Origin of the sequence: Lysinibacillus sp. S1 (assembly GCF_044986265.1) — a bacterium.
GTDB lineage: Bacteria > Bacillota > Bacilli > Bacillales_A > Planococcaceae > Lysinibacillus > Lysinibacillus capsici.
On record NZ_CP173154.1, the window covers coordinates 4,425,098 to 4,448,949 of the forward strand.

General features: G+C 34.1%; 36 protein-coding genes and 1 pseudogene. 28 read left to right on the top strand and 9 right to left on the bottom strand.

The window, feature by feature from the left end; genetic code table 11:
* Positions 1-89 precede the first annotated feature (89 nt).
* Positions 90-734 (top strand): MBL fold metallo-hydrolase, encoded by a 645-nt coding sequence (locus tag ACHZEU_RS22215; protein ID WP_257960689.1) that lies wholly within the window; start codon positions 90-92, stop codon positions 732-734.
* 75 nt (positions 735-809) lie between these two features.
* Here the strand turns inward: ACHZEU_RS22215 and ACHZEU_RS22220 are convergent, their stop codons facing one another.
* Both ACHZEU_RS22220 and ACHZEU_RS22225 read right to left on the bottom strand, forming a co-directional pair.
* On the bottom strand, positions 810-1,052 hold the full coding sequence (locus ACHZEU_RS22220; RefSeq protein ID WP_004231035.1) for a DUF2626 family protein: 243 nt from the start codon (positions 1,050-1,052) through the stop codon (positions 810-812).
* A 117-nt stretch (positions 1,053-1,169) separates the two neighbouring features.
* Positions 1,170-1,880 carry a helix-turn-helix transcriptional regulator gene (locus tag ACHZEU_RS22225; protein WP_404803776.1) on the bottom strand — a complete coding sequence of 237 codons (711 nt, stop codon included), beginning with the start codon at positions 1,878-1,880 and terminating at the stop codon, positions 1,170-1,172.
* Positions 1,881-2,207: 327 nt separating this feature from the next.
* Here ACHZEU_RS22225 and ACHZEU_RS22230 point away from each other — a divergent pair, with 327 nt between their 5' ends.
* From ACHZEU_RS22230 to ACHZEU_RS22245, 4 genes and pseudogenes are all read left to right on the top strand, one after another.
* On the top strand, positions 2,208-2,429 hold the full coding sequence (locus ACHZEU_RS22230) for a hypothetical protein (protein ID WP_404803777.1): 222 nt from the start codon (positions 2,208-2,210) through the stop codon (positions 2,427-2,429).
* Positions 2,430-2,498: 69 nt separating this feature from the next.
* Positions 2,499-3,227, top strand: a pseudogene (locus tag ACHZEU_RS22235) (ATPase, T2SS/T4P/T4SS family); the annotation flags it as partial.
* Positions 3,202-4,275, top strand: a complete 1,074-nt coding sequence (gene comGB / locus ACHZEU_RS22240) for a competence type IV pilus assembly protein ComGB (protein ID WP_404803778.1) — start codon at positions 3,202-3,204, stop codon at positions 4,273-4,275. The pseudogene ACHZEU_RS22235 and the gene comGB, both read left to right, overlap by 26 nt.
* A 52-nt stretch (positions 4,276-4,327) precedes the next feature.
* On the top strand, positions 4,328-4,384 hold the full coding sequence (locus ACHZEU_RS22245; RefSeq protein ID WP_404804609.1) for a hypothetical protein: 57 nt from the start codon (positions 4,328-4,330) through the stop codon (positions 4,382-4,384).
* Between the two features lie 34 nt (positions 4,385-4,418).
* On the opposite strand, the gene ACHZEU_RS22250 is transcribed toward ACHZEU_RS22245, so the two are convergent.
* From ACHZEU_RS22250 to ACHZEU_RS22265, 4 genes are all read right to left on the bottom strand, one after another.
* Positions 4,419-6,317: a recombinase family protein gene (locus ACHZEU_RS22250; protein ID WP_279495585.1), complete on the bottom strand. Its 1,899-nt coding sequence runs from the start codon at positions 6,315-6,317 to the stop codon at positions 4,419-4,421.
* Between the two features lie 69 nt (positions 6,318-6,386).
* Positions 6,387-7,109, bottom strand: a complete 723-nt coding sequence (locus tag ACHZEU_RS22255) for a hypothetical protein (RefSeq protein WP_279495584.1) — start codon at positions 7,107-7,109, stop codon at positions 6,387-6,389.
* Positions 7,106-7,591 (bottom strand): hypothetical protein, encoded by a 486-nt coding sequence (locus ACHZEU_RS22260; RefSeq protein ID WP_279495583.1) that lies wholly within the window; start codon positions 7,589-7,591, stop codon positions 7,106-7,108. Before ACHZEU_RS22260 ends, ACHZEU_RS22255 begins: the two co-directional genes overlap by 4 nt.
* A gap of 104 nt (positions 7,592-7,695) precedes the next feature.
* Entirely contained in the window at positions 7,696-8,382 is a 687-nt protein-coding gene (locus ACHZEU_RS22265) for a LexA family transcriptional regulator (RefSeq protein WP_181574697.1), read from the bottom strand.
* Positions 8,383-8,503: 121 nt separating this feature from the next.
* On the opposite strand from ACHZEU_RS22265, the gene ACHZEU_RS22270 reads away from it, so the two are divergent.
* Positions 8,504-8,770: a hypothetical protein gene (locus ACHZEU_RS22270; protein WP_279495582.1), complete on the top strand. Its 267-nt coding sequence runs from the start codon at positions 8,504-8,506 to the stop codon at positions 8,768-8,770.
* 43 nt (positions 8,771-8,813) lie between these two features.
* On the top strand, positions 8,814-9,113 hold the full coding sequence (locus tag ACHZEU_RS22275) for a hypothetical protein (protein WP_279495581.1): 300 nt from the start codon (positions 8,814-8,816) through the stop codon (positions 9,111-9,113).
* Here the strand turns inward: ACHZEU_RS22275 and ACHZEU_RS22280 are convergent.
* Positions 9,082-9,675 carry a hypothetical protein gene (locus ACHZEU_RS22280; RefSeq protein WP_279495580.1) on the bottom strand — a complete coding sequence of 198 codons (594 nt, stop codon included), beginning with the start codon at positions 9,673-9,675 and terminating at the stop codon, positions 9,082-9,084. The two genes, ACHZEU_RS22275 and ACHZEU_RS22280, sit on opposite strands and share 32 nt — an antisense overlap.
* Positions 9,676-9,985: 310 nt before the next feature.
* Between ACHZEU_RS22280 and ACHZEU_RS22285 the strand changes: the two genes are divergently transcribed.
* On the top strand, positions 9,986-10,186 hold the full coding sequence (locus ACHZEU_RS22285; RefSeq protein WP_112118250.1) for a hypothetical protein: 201 nt from the start codon (positions 9,986-9,988) through the stop codon (positions 10,184-10,186).
* Here the strand turns inward: ACHZEU_RS22285 and ACHZEU_RS22290 are convergent.
* A complete protein-coding gene (locus ACHZEU_RS22290; protein WP_256389903.1) occupies positions 10,173-10,301 on the bottom strand; it encodes a hypothetical protein in 129 nt (42 codons plus the stop codon). The two genes, ACHZEU_RS22285 and ACHZEU_RS22290, sit on opposite strands and share 14 nt — an antisense overlap.
* Positions 10,302-10,400: 99 nt before the next feature.
* On the opposite strand from ACHZEU_RS22290, the gene ACHZEU_RS22295 reads away from it, so the two are divergent.
* The 12 genes from ACHZEU_RS22295 (at position 10,401) to ACHZEU_RS22350 (ending at position 17,127) form a co-directional block, all read left to right on the top strand.
* A complete protein-coding gene (locus tag ACHZEU_RS22295; RefSeq protein ID WP_279495579.1) occupies positions 10,401-10,601 on the top strand; it encodes a helix-turn-helix transcriptional regulator in 201 nt (66 codons plus the stop codon).
* Positions 10,598-10,801, top strand: coding sequence for a hypothetical protein (locus ACHZEU_RS22300; protein WP_066036413.1), 204 nt, complete (start codon positions 10,598-10,600; stop codon positions 10,799-10,801). Before ACHZEU_RS22295 ends, ACHZEU_RS22300 begins: the two co-directional genes overlap by 4 nt.
* Positions 10,782-11,030, top strand: coding sequence for a DNA-entry nuclease (locus tag ACHZEU_RS22305; RefSeq protein ID WP_279495577.1), 249 nt, complete (start codon positions 10,782-10,784; stop codon positions 11,028-11,030). The genes ACHZEU_RS22300 and ACHZEU_RS22305 overlap by 20 nt, the downstream gene beginning before the upstream one ends.
* A gap of 14 nt (positions 11,031-11,044) precedes the next feature.
* A complete protein-coding gene (locus ACHZEU_RS22310) occupies positions 11,045-11,311 on the top strand; it encodes a hypothetical protein (RefSeq protein ID WP_279495575.1) in 267 nt (88 codons plus the stop codon).
* A 48-nt stretch (positions 11,312-11,359) separates the two neighbouring features.
* On the top strand, positions 11,360-11,644 hold the full coding sequence (locus ACHZEU_RS22315; protein ID WP_279495574.1) for a hypothetical protein: 285 nt from the start codon (positions 11,360-11,362) through the stop codon (positions 11,642-11,644).
* A gap of 8 nt (positions 11,645-11,652) precedes the next feature.
* Positions 11,653-11,925 carry a hypothetical protein gene (locus ACHZEU_RS22320; RefSeq protein ID WP_404803779.1) on the top strand — a complete coding sequence of 91 codons (273 nt, stop codon included), beginning with the start codon at positions 11,653-11,655 and terminating at the stop codon, positions 11,923-11,925.
* Between the two features lie 68 nt (positions 11,926-11,993).
* Entirely contained in the window at positions 11,994-12,893 is a 900-nt protein-coding gene (locus tag ACHZEU_RS22325) for a hypothetical protein (RefSeq protein WP_279495572.1), read from the top strand.
* Positions 12,847-13,647 (top strand): PD-(D/E)XK nuclease-like domain-containing protein, encoded by an 801-nt coding sequence (locus ACHZEU_RS22330; protein ID WP_345803557.1) that lies wholly within the window; start codon positions 12,847-12,849, stop codon positions 13,645-13,647. The genes ACHZEU_RS22325 and ACHZEU_RS22330 overlap by 47 nt, the downstream gene beginning before the upstream one ends.
* A 24-nt stretch (positions 13,648-13,671) precedes the next feature.
* Positions 13,672-14,625, top strand: coding sequence for a DnaD domain protein (locus ACHZEU_RS22335; protein WP_279495570.1), 954 nt, complete (start codon positions 13,672-13,674; stop codon positions 14,623-14,625).
* A 180-nt stretch (positions 14,626-14,805) separates the two neighbouring features.
* Positions 14,806-14,991, top strand: a complete 186-nt coding sequence (locus ACHZEU_RS22340) for a hypothetical protein (protein ID WP_279495569.1) — start codon at positions 14,806-14,808, stop codon at positions 14,989-14,991.
* Positions 14,992-15,180: 189 nt separating this feature from the next.
* Positions 15,181-15,930, top strand: a complete 750-nt coding sequence (locus ACHZEU_RS22345; protein ID WP_279495568.1) for a DUF5986 family protein — start codon at positions 15,181-15,183, stop codon at positions 15,928-15,930.
* A 33-nt stretch (positions 15,931-15,963) separates the two neighbouring features.
* Entirely contained in the window at positions 15,964-17,127 is a 1,164-nt protein-coding gene (locus tag ACHZEU_RS22350) for an XRE family transcriptional regulator (RefSeq protein WP_279495567.1), read from the top strand.
* Between the two features lie 598 nt (positions 17,128-17,725).
* Here the strand turns inward: ACHZEU_RS22350 and ACHZEU_RS22355 are convergent.
* On the bottom strand, positions 17,726-18,436 hold the full coding sequence (locus ACHZEU_RS22355; protein WP_279495566.1) for a copper amine oxidase N-terminal domain-containing protein: 711 nt from the start codon (positions 18,434-18,436) through the stop codon (positions 17,726-17,728).
* A gap of 320 nt (positions 18,437-18,756) precedes the next feature.
* Between ACHZEU_RS22355 and ACHZEU_RS22360 the strand changes: the two genes are divergently transcribed.
* The 8 genes from ACHZEU_RS22360 to ACHZEU_RS22395 all read left to right on the top strand — a co-directional run bounded on the left by ACHZEU_RS22360 (position 18,757) and on the right by ACHZEU_RS22395 (position 23,815).
* On the top strand, positions 18,757-19,191 hold the full coding sequence (locus tag ACHZEU_RS22360) for a hypothetical protein (RefSeq protein ID WP_279495565.1): 435 nt from the start codon (positions 18,757-18,759) through the stop codon (positions 19,189-19,191).
* Between the two features lie 154 nt (positions 19,192-19,345).
* On the top strand, positions 19,346-19,561 hold the full coding sequence (locus ACHZEU_RS22365; RefSeq protein WP_112118261.1) for a helix-turn-helix transcriptional regulator: 216 nt from the start codon (positions 19,346-19,348) through the stop codon (positions 19,559-19,561).
* Positions 19,554-19,946: a hypothetical protein gene (locus tag ACHZEU_RS22370; protein ID WP_112118262.1), complete on the top strand. Its 393-nt coding sequence runs from the start codon at positions 19,554-19,556 to the stop codon at positions 19,944-19,946. Before ACHZEU_RS22365 ends, ACHZEU_RS22370 begins: the two co-directional genes overlap by 8 nt.
* Before the next feature lie 299 nt (positions 19,947-20,245).
* Positions 20,246-20,482, top strand: coding sequence for a DUF3953 domain-containing protein (locus tag ACHZEU_RS22375; protein WP_112118263.1), 237 nt, complete (start codon positions 20,246-20,248; stop codon positions 20,480-20,482).
* A gap of 334 nt (positions 20,483-20,816) precedes the next feature.
* The gene (locus tag ACHZEU_RS22380) at positions 20,817-21,623 is read left to right on the top strand and encodes a GIY-YIG nuclease family protein (protein ID WP_279495564.1); all 807 of its coding nucleotides are present in this window, start codon (positions 20,817-20,819) and stop codon (positions 21,621-21,623) included.
* Positions 21,624-21,791: 168 nt separating this feature from the next.
* Positions 21,792-22,220, top strand: coding sequence for a hypothetical protein (locus tag ACHZEU_RS22385; protein ID WP_279495563.1), 429 nt, complete (start codon positions 21,792-21,794; stop codon positions 22,218-22,220).
* A gap of 57 nt (positions 22,221-22,277) precedes the next feature.
* Complete coding sequence (gene terS, locus ACHZEU_RS22390; protein WP_279495562.1) at positions 22,278-23,072, top strand: phage terminase small subunit; 795 nt, start codon at positions 22,278-22,280, stop codon at positions 23,070-23,072.
* A gap of 266 nt (positions 23,073-23,338) precedes the next feature.
* The gene (locus ACHZEU_RS22395; RefSeq protein WP_345803558.1) at positions 23,339-23,815 is read left to right on the top strand and encodes a hypothetical protein; all 477 of its coding nucleotides are present in this window, start codon (positions 23,339-23,341) and stop codon (positions 23,813-23,815) included.
* The last annotated feature ends 37 nt before the right edge of the window (positions 23,816-23,852 follow it).

Here is a 23,852-nt window from a genome sequence, read left to right on the forward strand (position 1 = left end):
TTTTGTCGAGGACTAAAATACTGTAAACTATGAACATTTATCGTCAAATTGTGGCAAAGCCTGTATAATAGGAAGTTGAGGTGATAACTATGATGAACGTACGAAGTTATTCTCTTGGTCCCGTCCAAACGAATTGCTATATCGTATCGAATAAAGAAAAAGAATGTATCGTATTTGATCCAGGTGAAGAGGCGGAGCGTCTAATTAAAACAATCCGTAGCAACGGCTTAAAACCTCTTGCTATCTTTTTAACACATGCCCATTTTGATCATATAGGGGCAGTAGATGCAGTGCGTGAGGTATTTGACGTTCCTGTATGGATTCATGAAAAGGAAGTTAGTTGGCTAGCAGATCCAACGAAGAATGGCTCTAGTAAATATCCTGCATTACCAGATTATAGGGTAGCCGCACCAGCGCAAGATACAATCATCAAAAAAGAACAGCAAATTGAAATAAGTAATTTTGTGTTTCAAGCTGTTTTTACACCTGGGCATTCACCGGGGAGTATTTCTTATATCTTTGAAAATGACGGTTTTGCCATCGTGGGAGATACGTTATTTGAACAAGGTGTAGGACGTACAGATCTATTAGGTGGATCAACCAAAATTTTATTGGAATCTATCCATAATAAACTGTTGACATTACCTGAGGATACTATTATCTATCCTGGACACGGTAATTATACAACGGTAGGCGCAGAAATGGAGACAAATCCTTTTTTAAATGGATTTTAAAACATGGACAATAAACTGTTTTAGCACATAAAAAAGCGTATCTCACCGAAAGTGAGATACGCGATTTTGTTTGTATTAATGACCGCCACCAGGTACGTGAATGAATGTTGTATAGTACGTGAAGCCAGCGAAGAATACAGTTAAATATGCTCCGAAAATGTACATGTACATACGTTCTGAAAGGTTTAAGAAGCCTAATAATAAGAATAAACCTGTATTACCTAAGAATAATAGCGATACCTCGTTCATACCTCCAAGGTAGAACATAACGGCAAAAATACCTGTCCAGAATGCCATAACTTTATACATATTATCCATGAAATTTCCCCTCCTTTTGCCCACGACACAATAATCTCTTACTCATTATAAATGATATGAAAGGTGTCTGTAAACTGGAACTTCTCCATGTTTGTGACAAACAAATGGATTTTTAATCTAGCTATCGATTTCTGTCACGTTTATTTCATATTTACATAAATCGCAATTATGTATCATACTTTCCATTTGCACAAATTCATTGTTCGTAAACAATGCATCTAATTGCCCTTTTAAATAGGATTCATGTAATGAACAAACAATTTCAGAATAGGCTGTCAGTTGCTCCTGGAATGGACAATTGAAGATGGAGAAGATAACTTTTTTTCCTTGCTCAGTTTGTTGAATCTGTGGAATATAGCCAATTAAAGCGGCATTGTCCGTTAATAGCTGAAGTTTTTCATCGAAGGAAAGAGAATTACTTAATGTCAATTCAGCACTCATATAATTTTTCATTTGCTGGTAGCCGTCTTGGTAGCTAATTTCCTGGCACTTTGTTAATGCAGATGGACCAAAGTCTTCAATTAATTGTATCGTCCATTTTAATAAACGATCTTCATCACGTCTTGGAAAAGTAAGAGATACGCCTTTTTCTGAAGCTTTATAAACACGTCCAGGTCTGCCACCTTTACCTGTTTTTACATAGTCAGCTGTAATAATATTTATTTCTGAAAGCTTCGTTAAATGAAGTCGAGCAACGTTTGGATGGATACCGAATTTATCAGCAATATGTTGTACAGTAACTGTTTTTTTCTCTTGCAATATGTACTCATAAATAGAGTATCTTGTTTCATCCGCTAGTGTACTAGTAAGTTTTAATGGATCGATCATGAGCTTCACCTCTTTAATTAATTATAAAAATTATGTTCGTCTACCAAGTGTTAGGAAAATAATCATGTTGATACTATTATATTGTATTATTGAAAAAGATACAGTTCATTTCGGCATAAATATTAATTTTTTCATGTATTTATATTCTTTTTTAGTGGAAAATTGCACTTTATCCACATTTTTATAGCAAAAAACATTATTGGCAGAAAATTAACTTATAAATTTTTATTTTCTGAAAAGGGATTTTCTCGTGGCGAGTTCCTCCTTATACTAGGAAATAACGAATAGAGCGGTCATATTCGAATGAACTAAAAGAGAGGTGCATATATGCAGAATTTTGAAACAGTTGTTGAACAAAAATGTGAGCAACTTTTACTAAAGGCCTATCATTTTGGAGCATCCGATTTATTGCTAGTTCCAGGAAACATAAATTCTCAGATCTATTTTCGAAAATATGATAAACTTTTTCACGCTGGTGATCTACCTCATGAACTTGCTGAACGAATCTTCTCTTACTCTAAATTTCTTGCAGAATTAGATATTATTTAGCGTCGTAAACCTCAAAGCGGTGCCTTTCAAAGGGCAATTTAGCTCAACACGTAGTCGTTTCGTGTATCCACACTGCCTTCTGTATTTTTAAAAGAAAGCTTAATTATTCGTTTACTTCTCCAAAATCATGCATTTCCACTAACTTCCCTAAGCTTTTCCAAAAGCGCAGCTTACCAACTCATGGAGCTGGTACAAAACCGACAAGGTCTTCTGTTTTTTACGGGAGCAACCGGCTCTGGCAAGTCTACTTCACTTTATTCCCTCATTCACTACTGTTCCACAGAATTGCATCGACATGTGATTTCTTTAGAAGATCCTGTAGAAAACAGCCAAGCCAATTTACTTCAAATTCAAGTCAACGAGCGAGCAGGCGTTACATATGCTGCAGGATTAAAAGCCATTTTGCGCCATTCACCTGATGTCATTATGATTGGTGAAATTCGCGATAGAGAAACAGCAAATATTGCCATCCAAGCTTCTCTAACAGGGCATTTAGTTGTCTCCACTATTCATGCAAAAGACTCCATTAATTGTCTCTATCGTTTAATGGATTTAGGTGTGTCGATAGAGGAGCTTCGTCAAACGGTTATCGGTATAGTTGCCCAAATGCTTGTTCAAACCTCAGCTATACATGAAGAACGTCGAGCTATCTTTGAGATATTACATGATGACCATCTATCAAGAGCCATCACCGCCATCAAAAATAAGGGCAATTACAAACTTCCTTATGATTTAACATTAATGGGACAAAAAGAATTAGTGGAGAGCCTATATGCAGTTACAAACATACATCGATAAAATTGTTCTTTTTTATAATCGGGCTACGAAATGGCGGGTAAAGGAGCAAGCTCAGCTTTTCAATCGTTTATGTGTATTAATGCAGGAAGGATATTTATTTCCCCAAGCTATTTCCATGCTACTACCTCATCATATTGAAGCACATGAGGATATACAGCAGCAAATTGATGAAAAGCTCAGACAAGGAGTAGGCGTTGCAGGGATATTTGAAACATTACAGCTAGGGAATCATTATTTAATGGCAATTAAGGTGGCGGAAAACAATGGCCACATGATAGAAGCGTTTAAAGGTGTAGCTAAACAGATAACAGTAAGTGAAAAGACTAAAAAAAAGTTAATCAAGCTGCTGATCTATCCTGTCACACTGATTATCTTTTTATTGTTATTATTTTTTGTGTTTCGTACATGTTTTTTGCCGAACATTGAAAGAATGGTCGGCAGTCGTACCTCTGAAACAGAAGAGACAAGCATTGCATTGTCCAATCTGTTATTGCATGTTCCAGATGTAGTTATCTCGACCATGTTCATAGTAATAGGTAGCGTATTCCTTTTTCGATTCTATCTTAAACGACAAGCTGTTGCTCATCAACTTACAGTCTTATTAAAAATCCCCTTTATACAACGCTATTTTAGGTTGACTTTGACAAGGCAATTTGCTGCTTATTTAGGAAGCTTACTACAAAGTGGATTTTCATTACAAGCAAGCCTACAGCTATTAGAGGAACAGCAACTACAACCATTTCTTCAAGTTCTTTCACAGCGTATAAAAGATAGAGTCATCTTTGGAGAATCACTCACACAGGCGGTAACGATCATGGCCGTTTTTCAAAAGGATTTTCCGATGTTCGTTGAGCATGGCGAGCACAGCGGATATTTAGGAAAAGAGTTAGTATTGTATAGCGATTTATTAATGGAAAAGCAGGAACAGCTTTTGCAAAAAATATTAGCTTTTGTGCAGCCAAGTTTCTTTATCCTTATAGCTGCTTGTATTATAGCGGCTTATATCAGTTTATTATTACCCATCTATCACATGATTGAATTAGTTTAGGAGGAAGATGATGAAACGTCTTAACCAACAAGCTGGTTTTACTTTAATTGAGATGCTTATAGTTTTGTTAATTATTTCTATTCTTATTATACAAATTAAAAATAATTAACATGTCAATAAATGTTTATGTACATATCAACCCCTCAACCCTTGCGCTGTCTATCTTCACGCAAGTTATTTTCTCGGATATATTTTAAAATAGTCCCCTGGGAACTGCCTAGCTTTTTGGCAATCTCTATACTAGTCATGTTTGGATTGACAGTAATTAACCGTTTAATACCTTCAATAATTTCTGCTTTTCGTTCAGGGCTGCCTTTACCTAGTTTTAAATTTGAATAGGGTCCGAAGCGTTCTTCATCTAGTCGCAAAGTTTGTGCATTCAGCCCGGACAATCGTTTTAACTCCATAAATGATATTGGAGAAGGCTGTGCATCCAAAATAGCTTGTGTAGCTTCGTAACGCTCTCTTTGTTGTTGTAATAAATGTTCTTCGTATTCTACATTTGTTTCATCTATCCTCACCGTTAAATCAATTGGAAAATCGTTAATTGTAGTGAATTTAAAAGTGATGGTGCCATCTGCTGGAGAGAGTAGAGCATGTTCAAACAGTGCTGATATTAAATCTTCTTTGTCTTTCTCACTGTATTCTGTGTCAATGCGATAGATCGTCGATAAATGTTCTTCTACTACTGCTAAATTATCAAGCAACGCATCATAACTATATTTCTCATCCTTCAGCAATTCTATTTTCACCTTTAATTCATCAAAGCTCGCTTTTAAATTCGCATTTTCTATATCGATTGACTTTGTTTTTTCTTCATATTTTTCTTTTGTCAGCTTGCTATCTAAATACAAATCTAGCAACTTATCAATTTTCCCGTTATTATCGCTAATCATCTTTTGTAAACTTGACATTTGTTGCTCAAGTTGGGTAATTTGTGATTCGTCCTTAAATTCGATATCAAGATATCTTTTCGCAGTTTCTTCGCTCAGCAAAATATTTTTAACTGCCAATACAAGGGGTCTAGTAATGCGAACAGCGTTATATTTCGGATCGTAGGGGCAAGGTTCAGCTAAGCCATGATTATGTGCTAAATACCATCTATATCCACCGTACTGTGATTTATCTCCTTGCTGTAAAGATATTTTACGACCACATTCGGAGCATGAGATATGCAGCTTAGCTAATGGATGATGATGTTTCCGGGTTGTAGAGAATGGTTTAGCATTTGTTTCGATGATGCGTTGTATACGCTCAAAAGTTTCTACCGTTCGCAATAAGGGATATTTCTTCTTAATGGTAATCGTTTCACCATTCATAAATGATACGCTGTACTCACCACAGTAAGCTGGATTTAATAATCTTTGGTACACTGTGTTGGCATGCCATTTAGCACCGTTTGGTGTTCGTGATATTTTATTCAAACGTCTAGCAATACTAGAGGGGCCATATCCTTGTAAAAATAATTCATCGATGAATGATATAACCCAAGAAAATTCCTCGTTAAGGGATACTTCTTTTGTTTCCTTGTCATAAACATATTCAAATGGCACGCGTCCGTACATTCCACCCTCGCGTACATATTGGCGTAGTCCTCGTTGAGATCTTCTGCGGAATAAACGACGCTCTCGTCTCGCAATGATGTTGTATAAATCAGAACGAAATTCATCGTCTTCATTATCTAAGTCAATAACTAGGCCTGGTTCTGCAATTTTTACATTATTTTCACGCAGTACCAACTTTAATTCTTCCCAATTCAATGTATCTAAGCGTGATAATCTGTCTTGATCAGCTACTAGTACAATATCTACTAGGCCATCATCTATACAATCCATTAAAGCTGTTAACCCTTTTTTATCAAACTTTGCGCCACTTTCTACATCTTTAAAAATTTCAACGATATGCCAGTTTTGTTTGTTTGCATATTCTACTAAATCATGTTCCTGTGCAGCTAGACTATATTTGTCTTCTTGATTGCGAGTAGATACACGAACATAGATAGCAACACGAAGTAAATTTCTTTCTTCGAACTCTTTAATCATGTCTAGTAAGCTCCTTTCTCACTATATTAGAAAAGACCTTGCTATTCGCTTGGTCTTTTCTTTGTTGGTTTAAATATTCCCGAACTTTTTCTTATATGTATCATACCAATCTGTATACCAGTTCTTTTGCTCACATAAGAATTTTAATTCATCTTCATGACTTATGTTTTCTTTCGTAATGATTTCGTGTGTAGTTTTGTTGACGATTAATCCGTTTTCAATATCCAAAGAAAGAGCATTAAAGAGAGAGCTACTTCGTATATGTGAAAACTCTGCTGTTTTTTGGATAAGCTTTTTACCTGTTAATTCATCTGTAGTAATGCTGTATTTATTAATCCGTTTACTTTTCAGTTTTTTCTTCTCTTCGTACCATTTTTCACTATGCCTAGCTCTCTTTACTTTGGCACGATCAGAATCCCTGATAGCTATCAAACATTGCTCACTAAAACTTAAATATTCACCCTTTCTAAGGCTATTTGCTTCTTCAATTTCTTTACTTATCTTGCCCATTACTTCATATGCTCTGACAAATTTATAATCTCCTATATTTATTACATCTTCAAATTCATCAAACATAGCATTAGCATTAGTTTTTGAAGTTCTTAAAATGTCATGAAGTTTGTCCTTTGCAATCCAAAGTTGTCCTTGAGGATCTAAATAAGCTTCAGCATCAAAAGAGTTGACAATACGTGTTAATGTTCGTCCATCTAACTCTTGAGGTCTTTCAGGTCGTATGTGAGGAATGTTATTTTCAAATAATCGGGATTTCATCAATTCATGTTTTTTTTTCATCGCTCTACCATCCCTTCGTAGAGTTCTTGTAAAGCCTGTATGGCTTCTTCTGCTTTCGGATGAGCAGTTTTATCAGGATGAATAATTTTAGCTAAGTCATTTCGCCATTTTTTTGCATACTGGGCGTTGTTATAACAGAACTTAGTTATGTGTAGTTTTTCTTGTCGCTGTTTACCCTGTAATTCAAGTAAAGCATAAATAATTTGGTCTGCTTCCGTTTTGAAATAAGGAACACTTGAATCGAACTTCTGTTCATGTACTACTAAAGACATATTTGTTACATTTTCCGATTGTTTAGCTAATTCCACAGAGATGAAGCCACTTAATTGCTGAATGGCTGTGAATAAATGCTCCCAACCACGTGCACGTATTTTCAATCTGTCACCTAACTTTTCTTGCAGGGTGCTTCTTATTTCTCTCATTTTACCCAGCTCTTTTAACTCTTCCAAACTCTCAACCGCCAAAATTTTTTGAATATCCATTTGATTTCCCTCCTTTCCATTAATATTACCTTCTATTTCCATGTGTGAAAAGAGCTAGACAAATGAGTCTGCTCTTTTCATGGTTTAATGCTTAACGTTAAGTATTAATCTAAGTTAACAATATAAATAACAACTTTGCCATGTAATCTCAAGTCCTCGTATGGTTCGCTAACTGTGTAATCTGTGAAGCTAGCATCATGTGACTCAGGTCTAAAAATTAACCGATCCCCATCCCGATAAAACCTTTTGACTGAGTAGTTATATCCATCACTATACACAATTATATCTTCATTTTTTAGTTCATTAATTTGAATAGGTTTCACACCAATAAGAGATTGGTGAGGTATTACTTTATTCATCGAATCTCCGTTTACACGCATAAAAAATAGTTCTTCATCTCCAGCATGTCTACCTAAAACTGCGTCTGGGATTGTGATAGTTTCCGCATCGGTTAAACTGTCAATTCGTATTGGGGGACCGGCAGAAGCGTGCACAGGGAAATAAGTATATTCCGATGTCGATTGTACAGAGATTAGGTTATTTGATGAGTTAATTTTACGTGAATCATTAATGTCTCTAATGTACAAAGGAGCATCCTTGTCAAAAAACACAGCTGGATTAATATTATGAACTTCCATCATTTTTGTTATGACGGATTTAGGTAACTCTCTGCGACCTTGCACATAGTTGTTAAAGGCAGCTTTTTTCAATCCTATGGTTTCTCCAAATTTTTCTTGTTCCATCCCACTTTTTGCTACTATTTCTTTTAATATTGTTGATATGTCAACCAATTGAATCACCTCCTTACACCACATAATATACAGTATAGTACACGTTTTGTAAATTAATATTGTGTATTTTGTTGACTGTATACAAAGTGTGTACTATAATTTTTGACAAGGAGGTGAGGAAATGAAAAAAGATGTTACATTTCCAAAGTTAAGGGGTGCACTTGCCGCTAACGGATTAACAATAAAAGAGTTAGCTCATCTTATGAGGGAAAAAGGGGTAATTTTAACTCCTTCAGCATTAGGAAACAAAATTAATGGCATTCGTGAATTTAAAAAAGATGAGATGCAGATAATAGCTGAAATTTTAGAAGAAAGTCCTGTAGTCCTTTTTTTTGAAATAGAGTACACGAAATGTGTACTGGATAATGAATTATCTTGTACAATCTAGCCCATAAATTACAAATAAACATGATTTAAAAGGGGATGAGATGGTGGAAGATAATAAAAAATCCTCACAGGTTGTTGGCGCAACAAGCGAGGGTAATAGTAAAAAAGTTAAGTCTTTATTCCAGCCATTAACGGCTGTTGTATTAAGTGTAAATCTAATTATGATTGTTCATGTTGTCAATTCAAATCAATATACAAAACGAGTAAATCACGAAATATCAGAGTTGAATACCAGGCAAGAAATACTGCTTAAACATCAAGAAGAGTTGCTTGAACAACAAGTTGAAGAACTGGAAAGGTTGAAAGTGACAATTAATCATTATCGGAAGGAGATCGGTCAGTAAGATAAGGTTCAAGTGATTCAATAAAAGTATTGAATTTCTCTTCAAAACGTTGTTGTTGCTCGTGTCTCTCTTGTTCTAGTTCTAATAGTTGTTCAGTATTTATTAATTTTTTCTCGTCAATTTCAATTTGTTTCTTTGTTAGTTCATTTTGAAGTTTTAACTCTGAAATTTGTTCTTCACGTTGAAGAGCACTTGCATAGTCGGAGTAAATAAAGTAAATAGCCGACCAAATAGTAATAATGAGAATTGTTAAATCTGCCCAGGTCATCTTTTTATCTTGCATCATTGAAAGTTCTCTCTCAGTGACCTCGATTGGTACATCTAGAACTTCTTCATTTAAATAACTGGCATTCTCAAATTCTAATGTAATGTCATTTAATGAAGGGTAAACAGATTCAGGTAGTGGTTCATCTAAATTTTCTGATTGAGAGTTAACTAAGTGTTCAATACTAAGATGCCATTTTTGGAAATTAGGATTGATATTATCCAATTGTTCTATAAATGCTTTTTGCCTATTTAACATTTCTACAATTGGCTTAAGTGCATGTGCTGTTTGTGTCATTTGATATGAAATAGTATTGCTAAATAACTCCATGTTTTTATTTATAGGTTCGATTTGTGCTTGAAAACTTTGAGCCCATATTTGATTTTGGGACATAAGAGGTCTATATAGTTTGTCCATTCGTTTTTGAAATTGCTCTATTTGCTTTAAATAACTTTCAAAATCCATTTTAATCACCTCACTTTCTACAAGTGAATTATACCAAATTATTAACCTAAGCGCTGAGCTGGTAGCCAATGAATTAGCATTGGACTTGTAGCTAATAAATAACGGTGGAAACGTTAATCAGGAGAAGGGGGGACTTGTATAAGTGAAAGTCAAGCGTTTGATTCTTGTAAATGGCGATGAGTATGAGGATGTGGAGCTTTTTAATAACATACCGCAAGAGGTAGACAGTGTAGCTCCTGGTCAATTTATTGGAGTAAATGCAAGCAACTACACTGTTTTTCTACAAAGAGAAATGATTATTTCCTTACAGGTAACTCAAACTTTCAAGGTTATTTCTTCTTAGTTTGAGCTAATGCTGAGCCAGCAACAGATTTAGCAGTTTTGCTGTATCGACCGTCTTTTAAAATTTTACTAGCCTTACTAGCAATACTTTTAGATGTTTGTTTCTTATTAGCCATAAGTAATTCACTTCCTTTCTATTTTGAAAAGAACGTTTGTTCTATTTTATTAATATATCACATTATATTGTTGTAATCAAATGGGAGGTGAACTATATATTGGGTATTCGTTTGAAAGAGCTAAGAGAGTACCGCAATCTATCAAGATATCGACTTGCAAAACTATCAGGGGTTAATGAATCAACTCTTCAAATGATAGAAAACAGTGATAATCCTAATCCCACATTTCGAGTAATGTGTAAAATTGCAGATGCTCTAGAAGTGAGTTTGGATGATTTAAGAAAGGAGTCGGAACAATGAAAAACACTATAAATATGGAGCTAGTTAAAATTCGCGCATTTTTACCTGAAAAGCTGACTGAGTTATCAAACAAGAATGAGGCTTTAGCGCTCGAAATATTGCGGATGTGGGGCAATGGTGATAAGCCCCTTCGCGATCTTTGGACTTTAGTTCATCAAGGTTTAGAAAGAGGGGAGCACAATGGAGAACACAGCAATTAGCTATGACAATTTTGGGCGTATGCGGTATCACCCAGAGTTTCATTTTTCGCATGGAAAGCCTTTTTCAGAAAGTGAACTTGAATATATCTGTAAATTTTATGAGATCGACCACACGAGGACCATAGCATTTGCTATTGGGCGAACAGAACATACTGTTCAAACTAAAGTAACTTCTCTAAGAAAAAAAGGGCTGTTTGATTATTATAAAAATCTTAATAAGCATTGGTAGGAGGCATTTATTCTATGGATATTGTAACGAAGCTGAAACTAGAAATTGCTGTAAAGAAAGCATGTATAGAGGATTTACGAGCTGCTATAAAATTTCATGAGCAACAAGGAACATACCACCTGGCTGCAGAATGTGCATGGCGGATAAAACAGGCACAATATACTATTAGACGCTTAGAGGTCCAACTACAAGATAATAGTAGTTTTGGAGGGATCATAAAGGATTTTACCCAACGTGGAATTTTTCTAAGTACGGTGAAAAAACTTGAGAATCAAAGTTAGCGTATGGCGACAGGCTTATCCATCAAATAGACGAAAGGGTTGATATGTATGAAATTAGTTAATGCATTATCTAAGATTGCTAAGTTGCCAAAGATTTTGGAGCAATACGGTATAGCTCCTGAGAATGTTCTTAATTTAGAATACTGTGCTAGTACCACACATCATATTAATGTTCTTGTTCAATTGCATTCAAAAGAAGCTATTCAAAAACTAGGTGTCTGTGAAATTGAGAGCACGTTAGGTTATGACGATGCACATTGGAAACAATTCCGAATTATTAAGGAAGGTATTGCATTTATCTGTTGGGAAAGAGAGGACGAGGCGATTGCATGAGAACACTTATGGAAATAGAAAATCCAATGGTACTAGGGCGTATTGAGTATCCATATGCACCTTATGAGCCAGCTGTATCTTTTGAAATGCACGATGATTTTGGTAGTTTTATAGCTTGTGGTGATGTGTATTTTGAGATAGGTGATGCATTGATTCACATTGACAATATCAGTGATTATTTGGCTGCTGGATATAAGGACGATACAACTTACGACATGAGTGACTCAAAGGTTATTGAGTATGTGGAAAAGCATTATGGCTTTGCTCATACAAAAAAATAAACCACTTGGCAGAGTGGTCTAAACAAACATTATTAGCGTCATTATAGCGCACTATAGGAGGAATTTCAATGAGTAACTTAACTGATCAATTTCACAACCCTACTTCCTATCAACCTTCGCAAGGGGGAGGGGTACTAACACAAGTTAGTTCCTCTCGTGAAATGGAGGAAGTGAAAGGACAAATATTTATGGCAAAGTCTTATCCAAGAAATTATTACGAAGCTGAGAGAAGAATCCTAGATGCTTGCAAACGCTTCTCACTTGCAGAGTCAGCAATGTATTCGTATCCAAGAGCAGGTACAAATGTTACTGGACCTTCAATTCGTCTTGCAGAGGTTTTAGCGCAAAATTGGGGGAATATTTCTTTTGGTGTTAAAGAATTAGAACAACGAAATGGTGAATCAACAGCTATGGCATTTTGTTGGGATCTAGAAACGAATACAAGACAAGAAAAAACTTTTACAGTTAAACACTCAATAAAAACAAAAAATGGGTTAAAAACATTCTCTGATCCACGTGATATTTATGAAAAGGTTGCAAATGATGGTTCCCGTAGACTAAGAGCATGTATTCTTGGCATTATTCCAGGTGATATCGTTGAAAGAGCTTTAAAAGAATGTGAGTTGACATTACAAGGGAATAACACTGAGCCACTAAAAGATCGACTAGCAAATGCTTTAAAAATGCTAAAAGAATATTTCAAAGTCACGCAAGAAATGGTTGAGGAAAAGTTTGGGTATAAAATTAATGAATTTACAGAAAGAGATTATATAGATTTGGGCAAAATCTACAATTCTCTATGTGATGGTATGACAAAGGTAGAAGATTGGTTTGACAAAGATACAGCTAAACAGAAGCCAAGCTCTTTAGTTGCTGAGTTTGAAAAATCACAAGAACAACCAAAATCTGAGGTGAAGCAAGATGACACAGACATTCCAATTGAACAGACAGAATTACCACTCAAATGAGGCTAATCAATACTATATGTCAGTATCTCAGTTTAAAAGTGCTATGAAATGTGAAGCAAGCTTTGTTGCTGAGTTGAAGGGCGAGTTTATTCGTCCTTCATCAACAGCCCTAATTGTTGGTTCCTACACACACGCAGCTTTCGAAAGTGAACAAGTTTTTACCCAGTTTTGTGAGAAACATCATGACAGCATTTTTAAAAGTCGTGGAGGAAAATACGCTGACTTTGAGCAAGCAGAAAGAATGATAGAAACTTTAAAAAATGACCGATTTGCAATGTTTGCTCTTGAAGGTGAAAAAGAAGTTATTTTTACAGGTGAGCTTTTTGGAGTACCTTGGAAAATCAAAGTTGATTCTATACACCATGACCGTAAATCATTCAGTGATTTAAAGACCACTCAGAGCCTTTATAAACGGTATTGGAGTGAAAAGTACAATAAGTATGTTTCGTTCGTTGAGGCTTATGATTATGTACTACAAATGGCAATTTATCGCGAAATAATCTATCAAAACACAGGACAGTATTATGATCCCTATCTCGTTGTGGTAACTAAGGAAACACCTCCGGATAAGGAAATATTGGAGTTTGAAATACCTGATTTCGATTTTGAATTTGAGTATGTAAAAATCATGTTACCTAGCATTATTGAAGCTAAAAGCTCTAGAAAAGAGCCAGTACGATGTGAAAAATGCGAATATTGTCGTATGACTAAACAACTTACTAAAACAATTAAAGTTGGCTATTTATTAGAATGATGAAAGCATATAGGAGGGACAACGATGGAAAGTAGAAGCATCGTAAGAGTAGAAAAAAATAAAGATTATACAATCATTAACAATACTTCCATCCAGGATACAAGATTGAGTTGGAAAGCTAAAGCAATACATGTATTCATGCTATCTAAGCCTGATGATTGGACATTTTATAACGAGGAAATGCAGCAATGGGCAAAAGATGGCAAGGACTCGTTTACTGCTGGATTAAGAGAGCTACAGAAATTTGGATATGTAAAAAAAGAACGACGACGTGTTGAAGGTGGGAAGTTTGATTACGTTACCATTGTGTATGAAGTTCCGTACATGGATTTACCACTTACGGATAATCCATCATCGGATGAACCGCATACGGGAAAACCACTAACGGAAAAACCGTCGACGGATAAACCGTTCACGGAAAATCCGCAACTACTAAGTACTAATACACTAAGTACTGATTCACTAAATACTAATACATTAAATAATAATAATGATGATGATAAGGAGCCTGCATACGCAGCTTCAAAGTCTTCGGCTACAACAACTCCACAAAATGCATTTGCCTTTTACGAACAAAATCACTTTGGAGCATTAGGTTCTCTAATCGTTTACAAAATCGACTCATGGATTAAAGATCTCTCAGAGCCCTTAGTTATAAAAGCTATGGAGAAAGCAATCTTTAACGGAAAAACTAACTGGGCTTATGTTGAAACTATCTTAAAGGATTGGAGTAACAAAAAGCTCTTAACACTTGAAGAAATTGAGGCTGAAGATTTGCGTTGGAAAAATGAGCAGGTAAAAGCTCAACAGCGAGCTAGACCACAACAAAACTATAAGCCAAATAGACGCACTGAAGTTATTCCTGAATGGTTCAATAATCGTAATGAAAAAGAACCCCTCTCCGTTACAGAACCTAAGAATTCTACTCTAGACTTTGATGCTGAAAGACAAAAAATACTTGAAATGTTGGGAGGATAGAATAAATGCCATGTGAATTGGAATTTTATTCCGGTAGGCATTGGTGTTATTAGAAGGATGTGTGGTGAACAATTTATTGGGGAATATGGGGTGGATAGTGTAGGGGATGGTTGAATAGTATTTTACATTTAAACGTTCTAACAATTTACAGTACGGAAATTATAGCAAGGAGGGGTTTAAATGGGTAATAAAGTGAATTTGGCTGCATTAGGTGATGGAGTATATATTGTACAACAAGGAGTGATTCTAGAGTTCCTTGAGCCTAAAGAATATGGACAAGACTCAATTCAGTGGCAGCATGGTAAGGTATTTGAAGTGAGTGAAAGTACCCGAAGACGTGTCGGAGTAAAGAAGAAACGTATATAAATTATGTTTATAAATGTAGGACTTAGCTGAGTTTAAAATCCTAAACGATATGTATAAACGATTAAGATGGCAAATGGTCTTTAGTTCATTAAAATTTCTAACCGAACATTCTTTCTACTTTTTGGTTTACTTTTCTATTAAATATGTAGTAAAATTATATATACTTATAGAAAAGGGGGCTTAAAATCAATGGAATTTATAAAAGATGAACTTCAGATGAAAAAATTAGTAATGGCATTTTCTCAAAATACAGAGAATACATTAGATGAAATAGAGTTTAACTATAATATGGGTACTGGGAACTTTAGACAATCGGGTTCTTGGGATCTGCGATTCGGAAGAATTGAGGATTCCGTTAAAAATAAAAGTGATGTTGCAATTCTAAATCGAGAACGAGGTATTTGGAAGTATAAAGCTATTTTATTTGCAACAACAGGTACATTGTTCGTATTTACTAAAGAAAAAAATTTAGATAAAGTTATCAAAGAGAAAAGCAATACCGAAAAAATCCATTATTTTCATGCCCTTGTATATTTAAATGTTGAAAATGTTGGAACTAACGTACAGCTGGATTTATTTGATTACTATGATGAAAGTTTTGAACTTCGTCGAGAAAGAGAAGTCCAAAAGATTCTGATGGAATATTACTCACAAGTAAAACAGGTATACTTTATTGTTGGAACAGAAAGAAATAAGCAAATTGTAGAAGTAAAGGTACAACATTTTAATCGTCAGTTCGAATTTCTAAAAGAGGTGGATTTGTCAAAATATATCTCTAAGGGTGAGTATGAAGATATTTTATTGAAAGTAGCTAAAAACGGTGATAAACCAACTACTAAACCACTTGTCGGAATTAAAGATGGTTTGAAAAAACGCAACGAAAAACAGATTGCAGATTGGAAACAAGCAGAAAAAGAAGCAGAGTTTCTAAAAAGTTAATAAGCACCTTGGTGTCTAAAGGAGGATTCTATGGTGTTGAACCGTAAATTTAATGGAGCTAGATTAAAAGAAGGAAGAATTTATAGAGGATACACTATTACGGAATTAGCCGAATACTTAGAAGTAAGTAAGCAAATGGTATCGAAATATGAAAATGCACATGTAGACCCGGCTTTTGAGACAGTGCATAAAATTGCCAGTTATCTTGATTTTCCAGTACAATATTTTTATGAAAAATCCGTCGAAGTAAAGGTTGGTAATACGTATTTTAGATCGTTATTAAGTACTGGGAAAAAAGATAGGGAGATGCAATTAGATCGAATAAAATATATTACAATTTTAAGAAGAATGTTAGAGGAATATATAGATTTTCCTGAATTAGATATATTAAAGAATTTTGAATATGAAAATGACATGGAGCATTTTACTCAACAATTAAGAACCTATTGGGAGATAGGGGATAAACCTATAAAAGATATTGTTTTGCTATTAGAAGAAAAAGGATTTATTTTATCTTCAATTTATCTTGAAAATAAGAGCATTGACGCCTTTGGTGCAAACTGTTCTATAGGTAATAAAGATTACTATTCAATTGTATTAAGTAGCGATAAGCAATCATTTTATAGACGTCAATTTGATGTCGCTCATGAGTTGGGTCATGCTTTGCTACATGAGTCGTCAATAGTTTTTAATGATTTAGATAAAGAAGAGCAAAAACAAATAGAGAAAGAAGCAAATGATTTTGCGGCAGCTTTCTTATTGCCAAGAGAACCTTTTTTAAGAGATGTATTGATGCACCCTAATGATTTAGAATATTATAAGATGTTAAAGAAAAAATGGGGCGTTTCTATATCAGCAATGCTAATGAGAGCATATAAATTAGAAGCGATTAATGATGGAACTTATCAGTATATGCAAAGATTAATAAGTAAAAAAGGTTGGAGACAGAAAGAACCTTATGATGATATTAAGGAGATTGCAGAGCCAATGGCAAATAGACAAGCTATAGAACTTTTAGTTGAAAATGATTATTTTTCAGGTTCTGAGCTGCTTAAAATTCTTTCTAAAGAATTTGGACTAACAGTTCTACCAAACGAGGTAGAAAAGTTACTAGGACTTGAAGAAGGTTACTTGATAGAAAAAGAGCCACCTTTAACTAATAATATTGTTCAAATTAAAAATATTAGAAGTATATAGAGTTGTTCAAAATTTCTAAGCCTTTACGGAAAATACCGGAGGCACTAACAAACGGGTAAAAACCTGTTCTGTTGGTGCCTCCTTTTCTTTATTTGATAATGGTACATTATTTTAAAACAGATTTAACTAGAGCATGTTGAAGTATTTAAAAGTTTCTATTATATCATTTTAGCACTGATGAACTCTTGAATTGGGAGAATGTCTCCTTACGGACATTTTCGGCGTCAGACCACACACTTCCTTCATATGCCCAATCCAACATGATTTAGCTATATAACCATACTTTTCTTTAATACTGGACTGATAATTGCTTATAAGTAGCCAGGCTAATCACCTTCTTTAGGTGAATATTATAATAATTAAACCTAAAGGTAACCATAAAAAAGGAATTTATCGCACGACTATATCCAAGTGTTTAAAACGTGCTGCCTATGATTCTACAAAGAAATGCAGAGGATGCAAAATTTAAGAGAACTACGCAGTATCGGGAAAGAGTTGGAGCAGATTAGTAATTTGCGTAGGTGGAAGAAATATGTGAATGGAGGACAACCTAGATGATAAAGAGGGAGAAGGATTTACTCCTCCCTTAAACTCTCTCTTACTTGTAAAACCTTGCATCAAAAAGACCAACCTCTGTATCGAATGGACCAAGTTGGCTATTTAATTTAAAGCCTATTTTATTTACACTTTTGAGTTTGAATTCTATTTCCTGTGGCATATCACCAGCAGAAACAGTATAAGTTTCGATTAATTTTTCATCAAGAAAAACTTCTAATGTTAATGGTTTAGGTAAATCTTTTCCGGATTCTGTCAATCCCAAAATAGCTTTAAAAGTGCTGTATTGACCGTTCAAAGGAAATTCAAGTAAAGACTCTCCTGCACCACCAAAGCTGTTTTTAATCGTGATGTAATTACTATATTTATTACCTATATTATCCGAAATAGTATCTTTATTATAAGAATATTTATATGAATTATCATATTTATTTTCTTGGAAACTCAAATATTCTAAATCTTTTCCAGGATAAAAAGCAGTTTTGTCATTAGTTTTTCCGATATTTATTGTTTGGTTGGAACTATCCCATTCAACTGGATATCCTAGTTGCTCACTGATATAGCGTAAAGGAACATAAGTAGTTCCATTGTATGTAAAAGGTTTATCTTCAGGCATCTTTGAAACCTGGTCAATTTTTATATTTTTGACATTATAGAAAACTTCTAGTGTCTTACTATTGGTGCTAGCGTAAACCCCTGCACTTCCTAAAAGAAGCGCACCTGCAACTGATAATCCAATCAATTTTTTTTTCATATACTCGATTCCTCCGTAAGTTTTAATTAGATGAGGCATATTACTTAATTGTTATAATCCTTTATTCACTGTTAAGTTATGTGTCGGATGAATAATTTTGCCCATCTTTTGAAAGTATCGGACATTTTTTGTAATTTTTAATAACGTTTTTAAAAATATGGAACTTTTTAAAATATTTACTTTATCAACAATCATAATCAATAAAGCCTTGAAAACATAAAAAAGCCGCAGCATCGTCACACGCTACAGCTCGAATTGGTTTATGCCCTTTTAAGACAATCTAGTAAACGTAGTATATCACAACTTAGGAGGGCAAACCTATGTTATCAGGGAAAATTAAAGTTACAAAAGAGGATTTACTTCAGTGGATTGAGAATTATCGGTGGATGGTTGAAACGATTGAGGAAGCAAGGCAGCCAGTAGCGAAGGTTGATAACAATAGTTACATTGGGGCGAAAACAGCTATGTATGGTATTGAAGCAACTCTACCAAAGGCAAGCGGAGGTACAAGTGATCCAGTGTTTACAGAAGTACAACGTCGTGTATATTCGTTAAATTATCGAATTAAGGAATACGAGCAAAAGATTATAGAGGTGCAAAAACGTATTCCGTTAGTGCATGGGGATAGAGAAATTGAGGTCTTGCATAGACTGCTTGATGGAGATAGCTTGCGAGCGATTGGTAAGCACATGAATTTATCCAGCACGACGATATTTAGGGTCAGAAACAATATTTTAATTCAGATGATGAAGTAGCCTAAAGGCTGCTTCTTTTTTTAGTTATGAAAAGGATTGAATTCAAGTGTACTAAAATTTGATGTAAAAGATATTTGACATGCAATCGTTTAATTGGGTATTATTAGGATGTAAAAGATATTTTACACCTTAATAATATGAAGGTGGTTATATTATGAAAAATAATATTAAAGAACTAAGAGAAAAATGTAGCATTTCACAAGGGAAGTTGGCAGATCTGTGTAACGTAACTAGACAAACAATTAATGCTATAGAGAATAACAAATACGATCCAAGTTTAAAGCTCGCTTTTGATATTGCAAGAGTTTTAGGTGCCACTATGGAGGAATTATTTATACCACAGGAGAATGGGGAGAAAAAGAATGGATAAATCAAAAAAGATAATAGGACTTATTGTTTTTGTAGTTTTTTGTGGATTTGTAAGCTACACATTATACAGATGGATGCGATTCGGAACAATAGATGGGGGTTCTATAATTTTTAGTTTCATTGCCTTGTCTTATCTTTTCAACTGGATTAATTGGGGTAACCATAATGGTGTTAAAGATAAAGATGAATTAGATAGACATATTGAAACTCAGAGTGCAAAGATTGGGTATTATGTTTTAATGATTATGGCATGTCTAATTTTGTTTATTTCAGAGGGTGTATCCAATTTAAATGACATGAAAAATTACCCTTTACTCATAGTTGTTGGTCTTACATTCGTTACATCTCCAGTAATTGAATTTGTATATTCAAGAAAATATAAATAAACGATAAGATTAAATACTTTGAATCTAATAAACCAAAAGTAAGTACAAAGGAACAAATGTAACGAATGTAACAGATGTAACAAAAGGAACAAATGTAAAACATGTAGCATGTTTTGTAAGAGGAAAAATATGATGTAAACTGGGAGGCAGGACGGTGCGGTTTGTTCGGAGTATGACATACGGCCGGCCCATATTTTTTAAGAGATTAGATATCTTAATTAATATAAAAGGTGAAATATTTACAATCATTTCCACAACTTCTTATTTGTTATATGATATTTAAAGAGGAGTGGAATATTATGATGAACATTTTACAAATTGTTTTTGCTATCATAACTGTCTCTCTTTCAGCTTACCTACTTATAACACGGGATTACGATCTGACTTTTTTAATGGTATTCTTCTCAGGTTTATTCATGTTAACTAAAGGAATTGAAGCATTTCAGAGCGAGAGAAAAGTTTATGGTTGGTTATTAATCGGGCTATTTTTATTTGCGGTTTATTTATCAATGTATCAATTCACAGCTTTACTATGACCAACATTAAGGAGTGGTTTATATGTGAACTTCGTCCACTTTCCATAATTTCAGTCAAACTTACTACATCAACAAAGTGCACGGAAATGCACTAAACACAATTCGTTACTTCACTAAGTATTTACTCCTGTCTAAACAGGAACTATAAAAGCATTGTAAAGGCTGTAAAAAGCTTTATGATGCTTTTTTCTTTTGCTTTGAAAAGTGAGCATCGAGCAGAGCTTCTTCCTTTTTATTGGATGGAACATTCTTATGCAAAACTAAATGGAAATTATTAAGAAAACTATTAGTAATTTGGTATAATTAGTTATTCATAAATGAAGGGAAGAGAATTATGTTTGATGTATTAGAACCAATTCTAACTACAAGTGGACTTGCTAGTATGTTTAAGTTGAAAGAAAGATATGACAAAACAAATGAATCAACACCGTGGGTAAAGTATAGTGTAAAGCCAAATTTCTATAAAATTAGAGCTTTTGAATTATGGGATAATGAACCAAAAAGATTTTTTAGAATTTATCATGCACCTGATATGAATGAATACTTAAAAAATACGTTAATGTCATTACCTGAAGTTGTTAAAAAAGGAACGTATTTTATTGATTTTCAAGCAGCTGATTACTTACAAATAGCAACTAATATTGCTGAAATATTGGCTTCAGAAGAAATAATACAAGAAAGTAAAGCAACTAGTAGACTTGCACATACATCCAGGTTTGAAGGACTGGAATTACCTGATGTTGATGTATCTCAAGAAGAGGTGCTAGGACAAACATTTTCCTGGAGAGAGATTATTGCAATTTGGGAAGATAATTCAGAGCAGAATAATTTGAAAAAAGTTTTAAGTCAAAACGGAATTTATATTCAACGCTCAGAAGATGGCAAAAGTCGATATTTTGGTAGTGCTTATGGTACAGGTGGGATTATAGGTAGATGGATGACTCATTTAGGGTTTTTAGGTGATGCACATCATTTGAATTTATATATTTTAGAAAACGGCTATAATTCAATTACTTTTTCCGTCATTGAGTTTATGGAAGGGACGAATTCAGAAATAATCCAGAAGGAGTCTATGTGGAAAAAAACGTTTGGAACAATCAATAAAGGTCCCTACAATGGAATTCAGCTAAATAAAAATTAGAGTATTAATAAAGCACCCTCAGGGTGTTTTTCTTTTGCTTTGAAAACTACATTCAACAGCCAAAACGCTATGAATTGAGAGGACAGAGTTTGGTGTGGTTTTGAGAGCAAAAAGTTGTTACAGTTTTATATAGTCTCCTTGTCCTATAATTGTAATGGAGGCGAAAATATGAGAAAAAACTATAAATTATTATTAAAATCAAAAGAAATCTTTAAATATTTTAAGTTTGTATATAAAAACCGTATAGATATATTTGACAGTCATACTATGGAATATAATTTAAGAACAACATGGGCCGAATTAACATTTGAAGATTTAAAATTAATGGAGGAGACAATAGAAAAAGATATTAACGATAGCAATTTAAATAATTCACTTCTTGGTTCAGGAATTAGTATACTTATTGCTTTGTGGATTGGGTATGTAGCAATCATTAATACAGCATCATTTACATCTATTTCAACAGTTATGATAATTTTTGTCTTATTTATAACTATGGTTTATATTAATCACTTTCGGTTAAATAGAAGAAATATTAGAATACAAACTATAGTTAGAGTTTTATTAGATATAAAAAAATCCGAACAAAATACATAAATTTGGCTATCACTCTCTTAGTGGTAGCTTTTTTATTGGAGGTGGTGTTTATGAGATATGGCTAATTGGGATGAAATAAAAAACGAGTGGGAAACCACAAAGATTACACTTGCTAAACTAGCTGAAAAACATGATGTTCCATTAGGTACTATTAAGAGCCAAAAGAGCCGGGATTCTAAAAACGGTAATCCGTGGACTAGGGATGCAACTGAAAAGGATGCAACCAAAACTACAAAGGTTGCAACCAACGAGAGACAGGTAGGAGCACCGAAAGGCAATGCTAATGCTAAAGGAAACAAAGGTAATCCTAATCCAACGCCTAAGTTTCCGAAACGCAACTCAATAGCAGAGAAACATGGCTTCTTTTCGAAGTTTCTACCAGAAGAAACACTCGAAATAATGGAAGCAATGAATGAGCGTTCTCCAGCCGATTTAATATGGGACCAAATACAGATACAGTATGCTGCAATCATAAGGGCTCAACGCATTATGCACGTTGAATCAAAAGACGAAATAATAAAGGAGCTCAAAAAGGCAAAGTACGAATACTATCCGCGTTCTAAAGAGGATGGCGGAGGCGTAGAAAAGGCTGTAACAGAAGAAGAATATGAATTCCAATTCGCATGGGAACGACAGGCGCAACTACTTACTGCTCAATCAAGAGCTATTAGTGAGTTGCGTACTTCTATTAACCATTTTATAAAACTGGCCGATGAAGCTGACGAACGTAGATTAAAACTTGAACAGATGCAGTTGGCAATTGATAAAACGAAAGTGGAGATCGATAAGCTTGGTAGCGATGAACAAAACGGACCTATTGAAATTAAAATTGTCGGCAAAAAACGTCTATGATTTTATGCAAGAAAAAATGGGGAATAAATTAAAGTAGTTGGCTTAAAGCCCGATAAATCAACGATATATAAAATCTTGCATAATCAATAAAAAGTGTAGTTGTAAGAATGTTGATATAACAATGTTTCTACAAATATTCAACTTCCGAAAATTATTTGGTATACTACTTTCACAGGAGGTGATTGGAATGTTTGGGTCATATATACAAATTAAGCCTGATTATATTCTACATAATGATTAGTTGGGTGTTAAAGAGAAATGTATTATTGATATTTACTATATTATTTTTAACAGGCTGTTCTTTAGATGAAACTATAAAAGAAGGAAAATCAGTATTAGAAAAAGGTGAAGAAGTTTTAGAAAAGGGTGAGGAAGTAGCAGCAAACTTAAATAATAAAGTTAATAAAGTAACATCGATTTTAGATGGAAATATTCGTGAAGTACAAAATACTAAAGTTTTTGAAGAAGATTTTACTTTTAAAGAATTGATTGATAATACAACTCAAAATCCAATTTGGAAGAATGAATCTGGTGATTATGTAACAGTTCAAGCCGAAGTTAATGGCTATGATGATTTAGAGGAAATTATTTTAGGGTTTCCTTATTCTGAAGAAGGTATTTCTTTAGCAAATGCAGGTGTATTTACTTCAATTGAAGGTGCTATTAAAGTTAATGGACAAAGCCAGGAGGTTTCTGGAGATGCAGTTTTAGCTATTTTAATTGAAATATATGAAAAGAAATAATTATATTTATAGGATTGTATCCAAATATATACATATT

What these genes read in the sequence shown, in the direction of transcription:
- ACHZEU_RS22340 (WP_279495569.1), top strand. Translation starts at nt 14,806, where the DNA reads ATGGGTAATAAAGTGAATTTGGCTGCATTAGGTGATGGAGTATATATT.
- comGB (WP_404803778.1), top strand. Translation starts at nt 3,202, where the DNA reads ATGCAGTTACAAACATACATCGATAAAATTGTTCTTTTTTATAATCGG.
- terS (WP_279495562.1), top strand. Translation starts at nt 22,278, where the DNA reads ATGGCTAATTGGGATGAAATAAAAAACGAGTGGGAAACCACAAAGATT.
- ACHZEU_RS22270 (WP_279495582.1), top strand. Translation starts at nt 8,504, where the DNA reads ATGAAAAAAGATGTTACATTTCCAAAGTTAAGGGGTGCACTTGCCGCT.
- ACHZEU_RS22360 (WP_279495565.1), top strand. Translation starts at nt 18,757, where the DNA reads ATGTTATCAGGGAAAATTAAAGTTACAAAAGAGGATTTACTTCAGTGG.
- ACHZEU_RS22355 (WP_279495566.1), bottom strand. Translation starts at nt 18,436, where the DNA reads ATGAAAAAAAAATTGATTGGATTATCAGTTGCAGGTGCGCTTCTTTTA.
- ACHZEU_RS22370 (WP_112118262.1), top strand. Translation starts at nt 19,554, where the DNA reads ATGGATAAATCAAAAAAGATAATAGGACTTATTGTTTTTGTAGTTTTT.
- ACHZEU_RS22385 (WP_279495563.1), top strand. Translation starts at nt 21,792, where the DNA reads ATGAGAAAAAACTATAAATTATTATTAAAATCAAAAGAAATCTTTAAA.
- ACHZEU_RS22305 (WP_279495577.1), top strand. Translation starts at nt 10,782, where the DNA reads ATGGAGAACACAGCAATTAGCTATGACAATTTTGGGCGTATGCGGTAT.
- ACHZEU_RS22290 (WP_256389903.1), bottom strand. Translation starts at nt 10,301, where the DNA reads ATGGCTAATAAGAAACAAACATCTAAAAGTATTGCTAGTAAGGCTAGT.
- ACHZEU_RS22325 (WP_279495572.1), top strand. Translation starts at nt 11,994, where the DNA reads ATGAGTAACTTAACTGATCAATTTCACAACCCTACTTCCTATCAACCT.
- ACHZEU_RS22345 (WP_279495568.1), top strand. Translation starts at nt 15,181, where the DNA reads ATGGAATTTATAAAAGATGAACTTCAGATGAAAAAATTAGTAATGGCA.
- ACHZEU_RS22260 (WP_279495583.1), bottom strand. Translation starts at nt 7,591, where the DNA reads ATGGATATTCAAAAAATTTTGGCGGTTGAGAGTTTGGAAGAGTTAAAA.
- ACHZEU_RS22310 (WP_279495575.1), top strand. Translation starts at nt 11,045, where the DNA reads ATGGATATTGTAACGAAGCTGAAACTAGAAATTGCTGTAAAGAAAGCA.
- ACHZEU_RS22250 (WP_279495585.1), bottom strand. Translation starts at nt 6,317, where the DNA reads ATGATTAAAGAGTTCGAAGAAAGAAATTTACTTCGTGTTGCTATCTAT.
- ACHZEU_RS22225 (WP_404803776.1), bottom strand. Translation starts at nt 1,880, where the DNA reads ATGATCGATCCATTAAAACTTACTAGTACACTAGCGGATGAAACAAGA.
- ACHZEU_RS22280 (WP_279495580.1), bottom strand. Translation starts at nt 9,675, where the DNA reads ATGACACAAACAGCACATGCACTTAAGCCAATTGTAGAAATGTTAAAT.
- ACHZEU_RS22215 (WP_257960689.1), top strand. Translation starts at nt 90, where the DNA reads ATGATGAACGTACGAAGTTATTCTCTTGGTCCCGTCCAAACGAATTGC.
- ACHZEU_RS22220 (WP_004231035.1), bottom strand. Translation starts at nt 1,052, where the DNA reads ATGGATAATATGTATAAAGTTATGGCATTCTGGACAGGTATTTTTGCC.
- ACHZEU_RS22320 (WP_404803779.1), top strand. Translation starts at nt 11,653, where the DNA reads ATGGAAATAGAAAATCCAATGGTACTAGGGCGTATTGAGTATCCATAT.
- ACHZEU_RS22315 (WP_279495574.1), top strand. Translation starts at nt 11,360, where the DNA reads ATGAAATTAGTTAATGCATTATCTAAGATTGCTAAGTTGCCAAAGATT.
- ACHZEU_RS22230 (WP_404803777.1), top strand. Translation starts at nt 2,208, where the DNA reads ATGCAGAATTTTGAAACAGTTGTTGAACAAAAATGTGAGCAACTTTTA.
- ACHZEU_RS22335 (WP_279495570.1), top strand. Translation starts at nt 13,672, where the DNA reads ATGGAAAGTAGAAGCATCGTAAGAGTAGAAAAAAATAAAGATTATACA.
- ACHZEU_RS22380 (WP_279495564.1), top strand. Translation starts at nt 20,817, where the DNA reads ATGTTTGATGTATTAGAACCAATTCTAACTACAAGTGGACTTGCTAGT.
- ACHZEU_RS22300 (WP_066036413.1), top strand. Translation starts at nt 10,598, where the DNA reads ATGAAAAACACTATAAATATGGAGCTAGTTAAAATTCGCGCATTTTTA.
- ACHZEU_RS22255 (WP_279495584.1), bottom strand. Translation starts at nt 7,109, where the DNA reads ATGAAAAAAAAACATGAATTGATGAAATCCCGATTATTTGAAAATAAC.
- ACHZEU_RS22375 (WP_112118263.1), top strand. Translation starts at nt 20,246, where the DNA reads ATGATGAACATTTTACAAATTGTTTTTGCTATCATAACTGTCTCTCTT.
- ACHZEU_RS22330 (WP_345803557.1), top strand. Translation starts at nt 12,847, where the DNA reads ATGACACAGACATTCCAATTGAACAGACAGAATTACCACTCAAATGAG.
- ACHZEU_RS22365 (WP_112118261.1), top strand. Translation starts at nt 19,346, where the DNA reads ATGAAAAATAATATTAAAGAACTAAGAGAAAAATGTAGCATTTCACAA.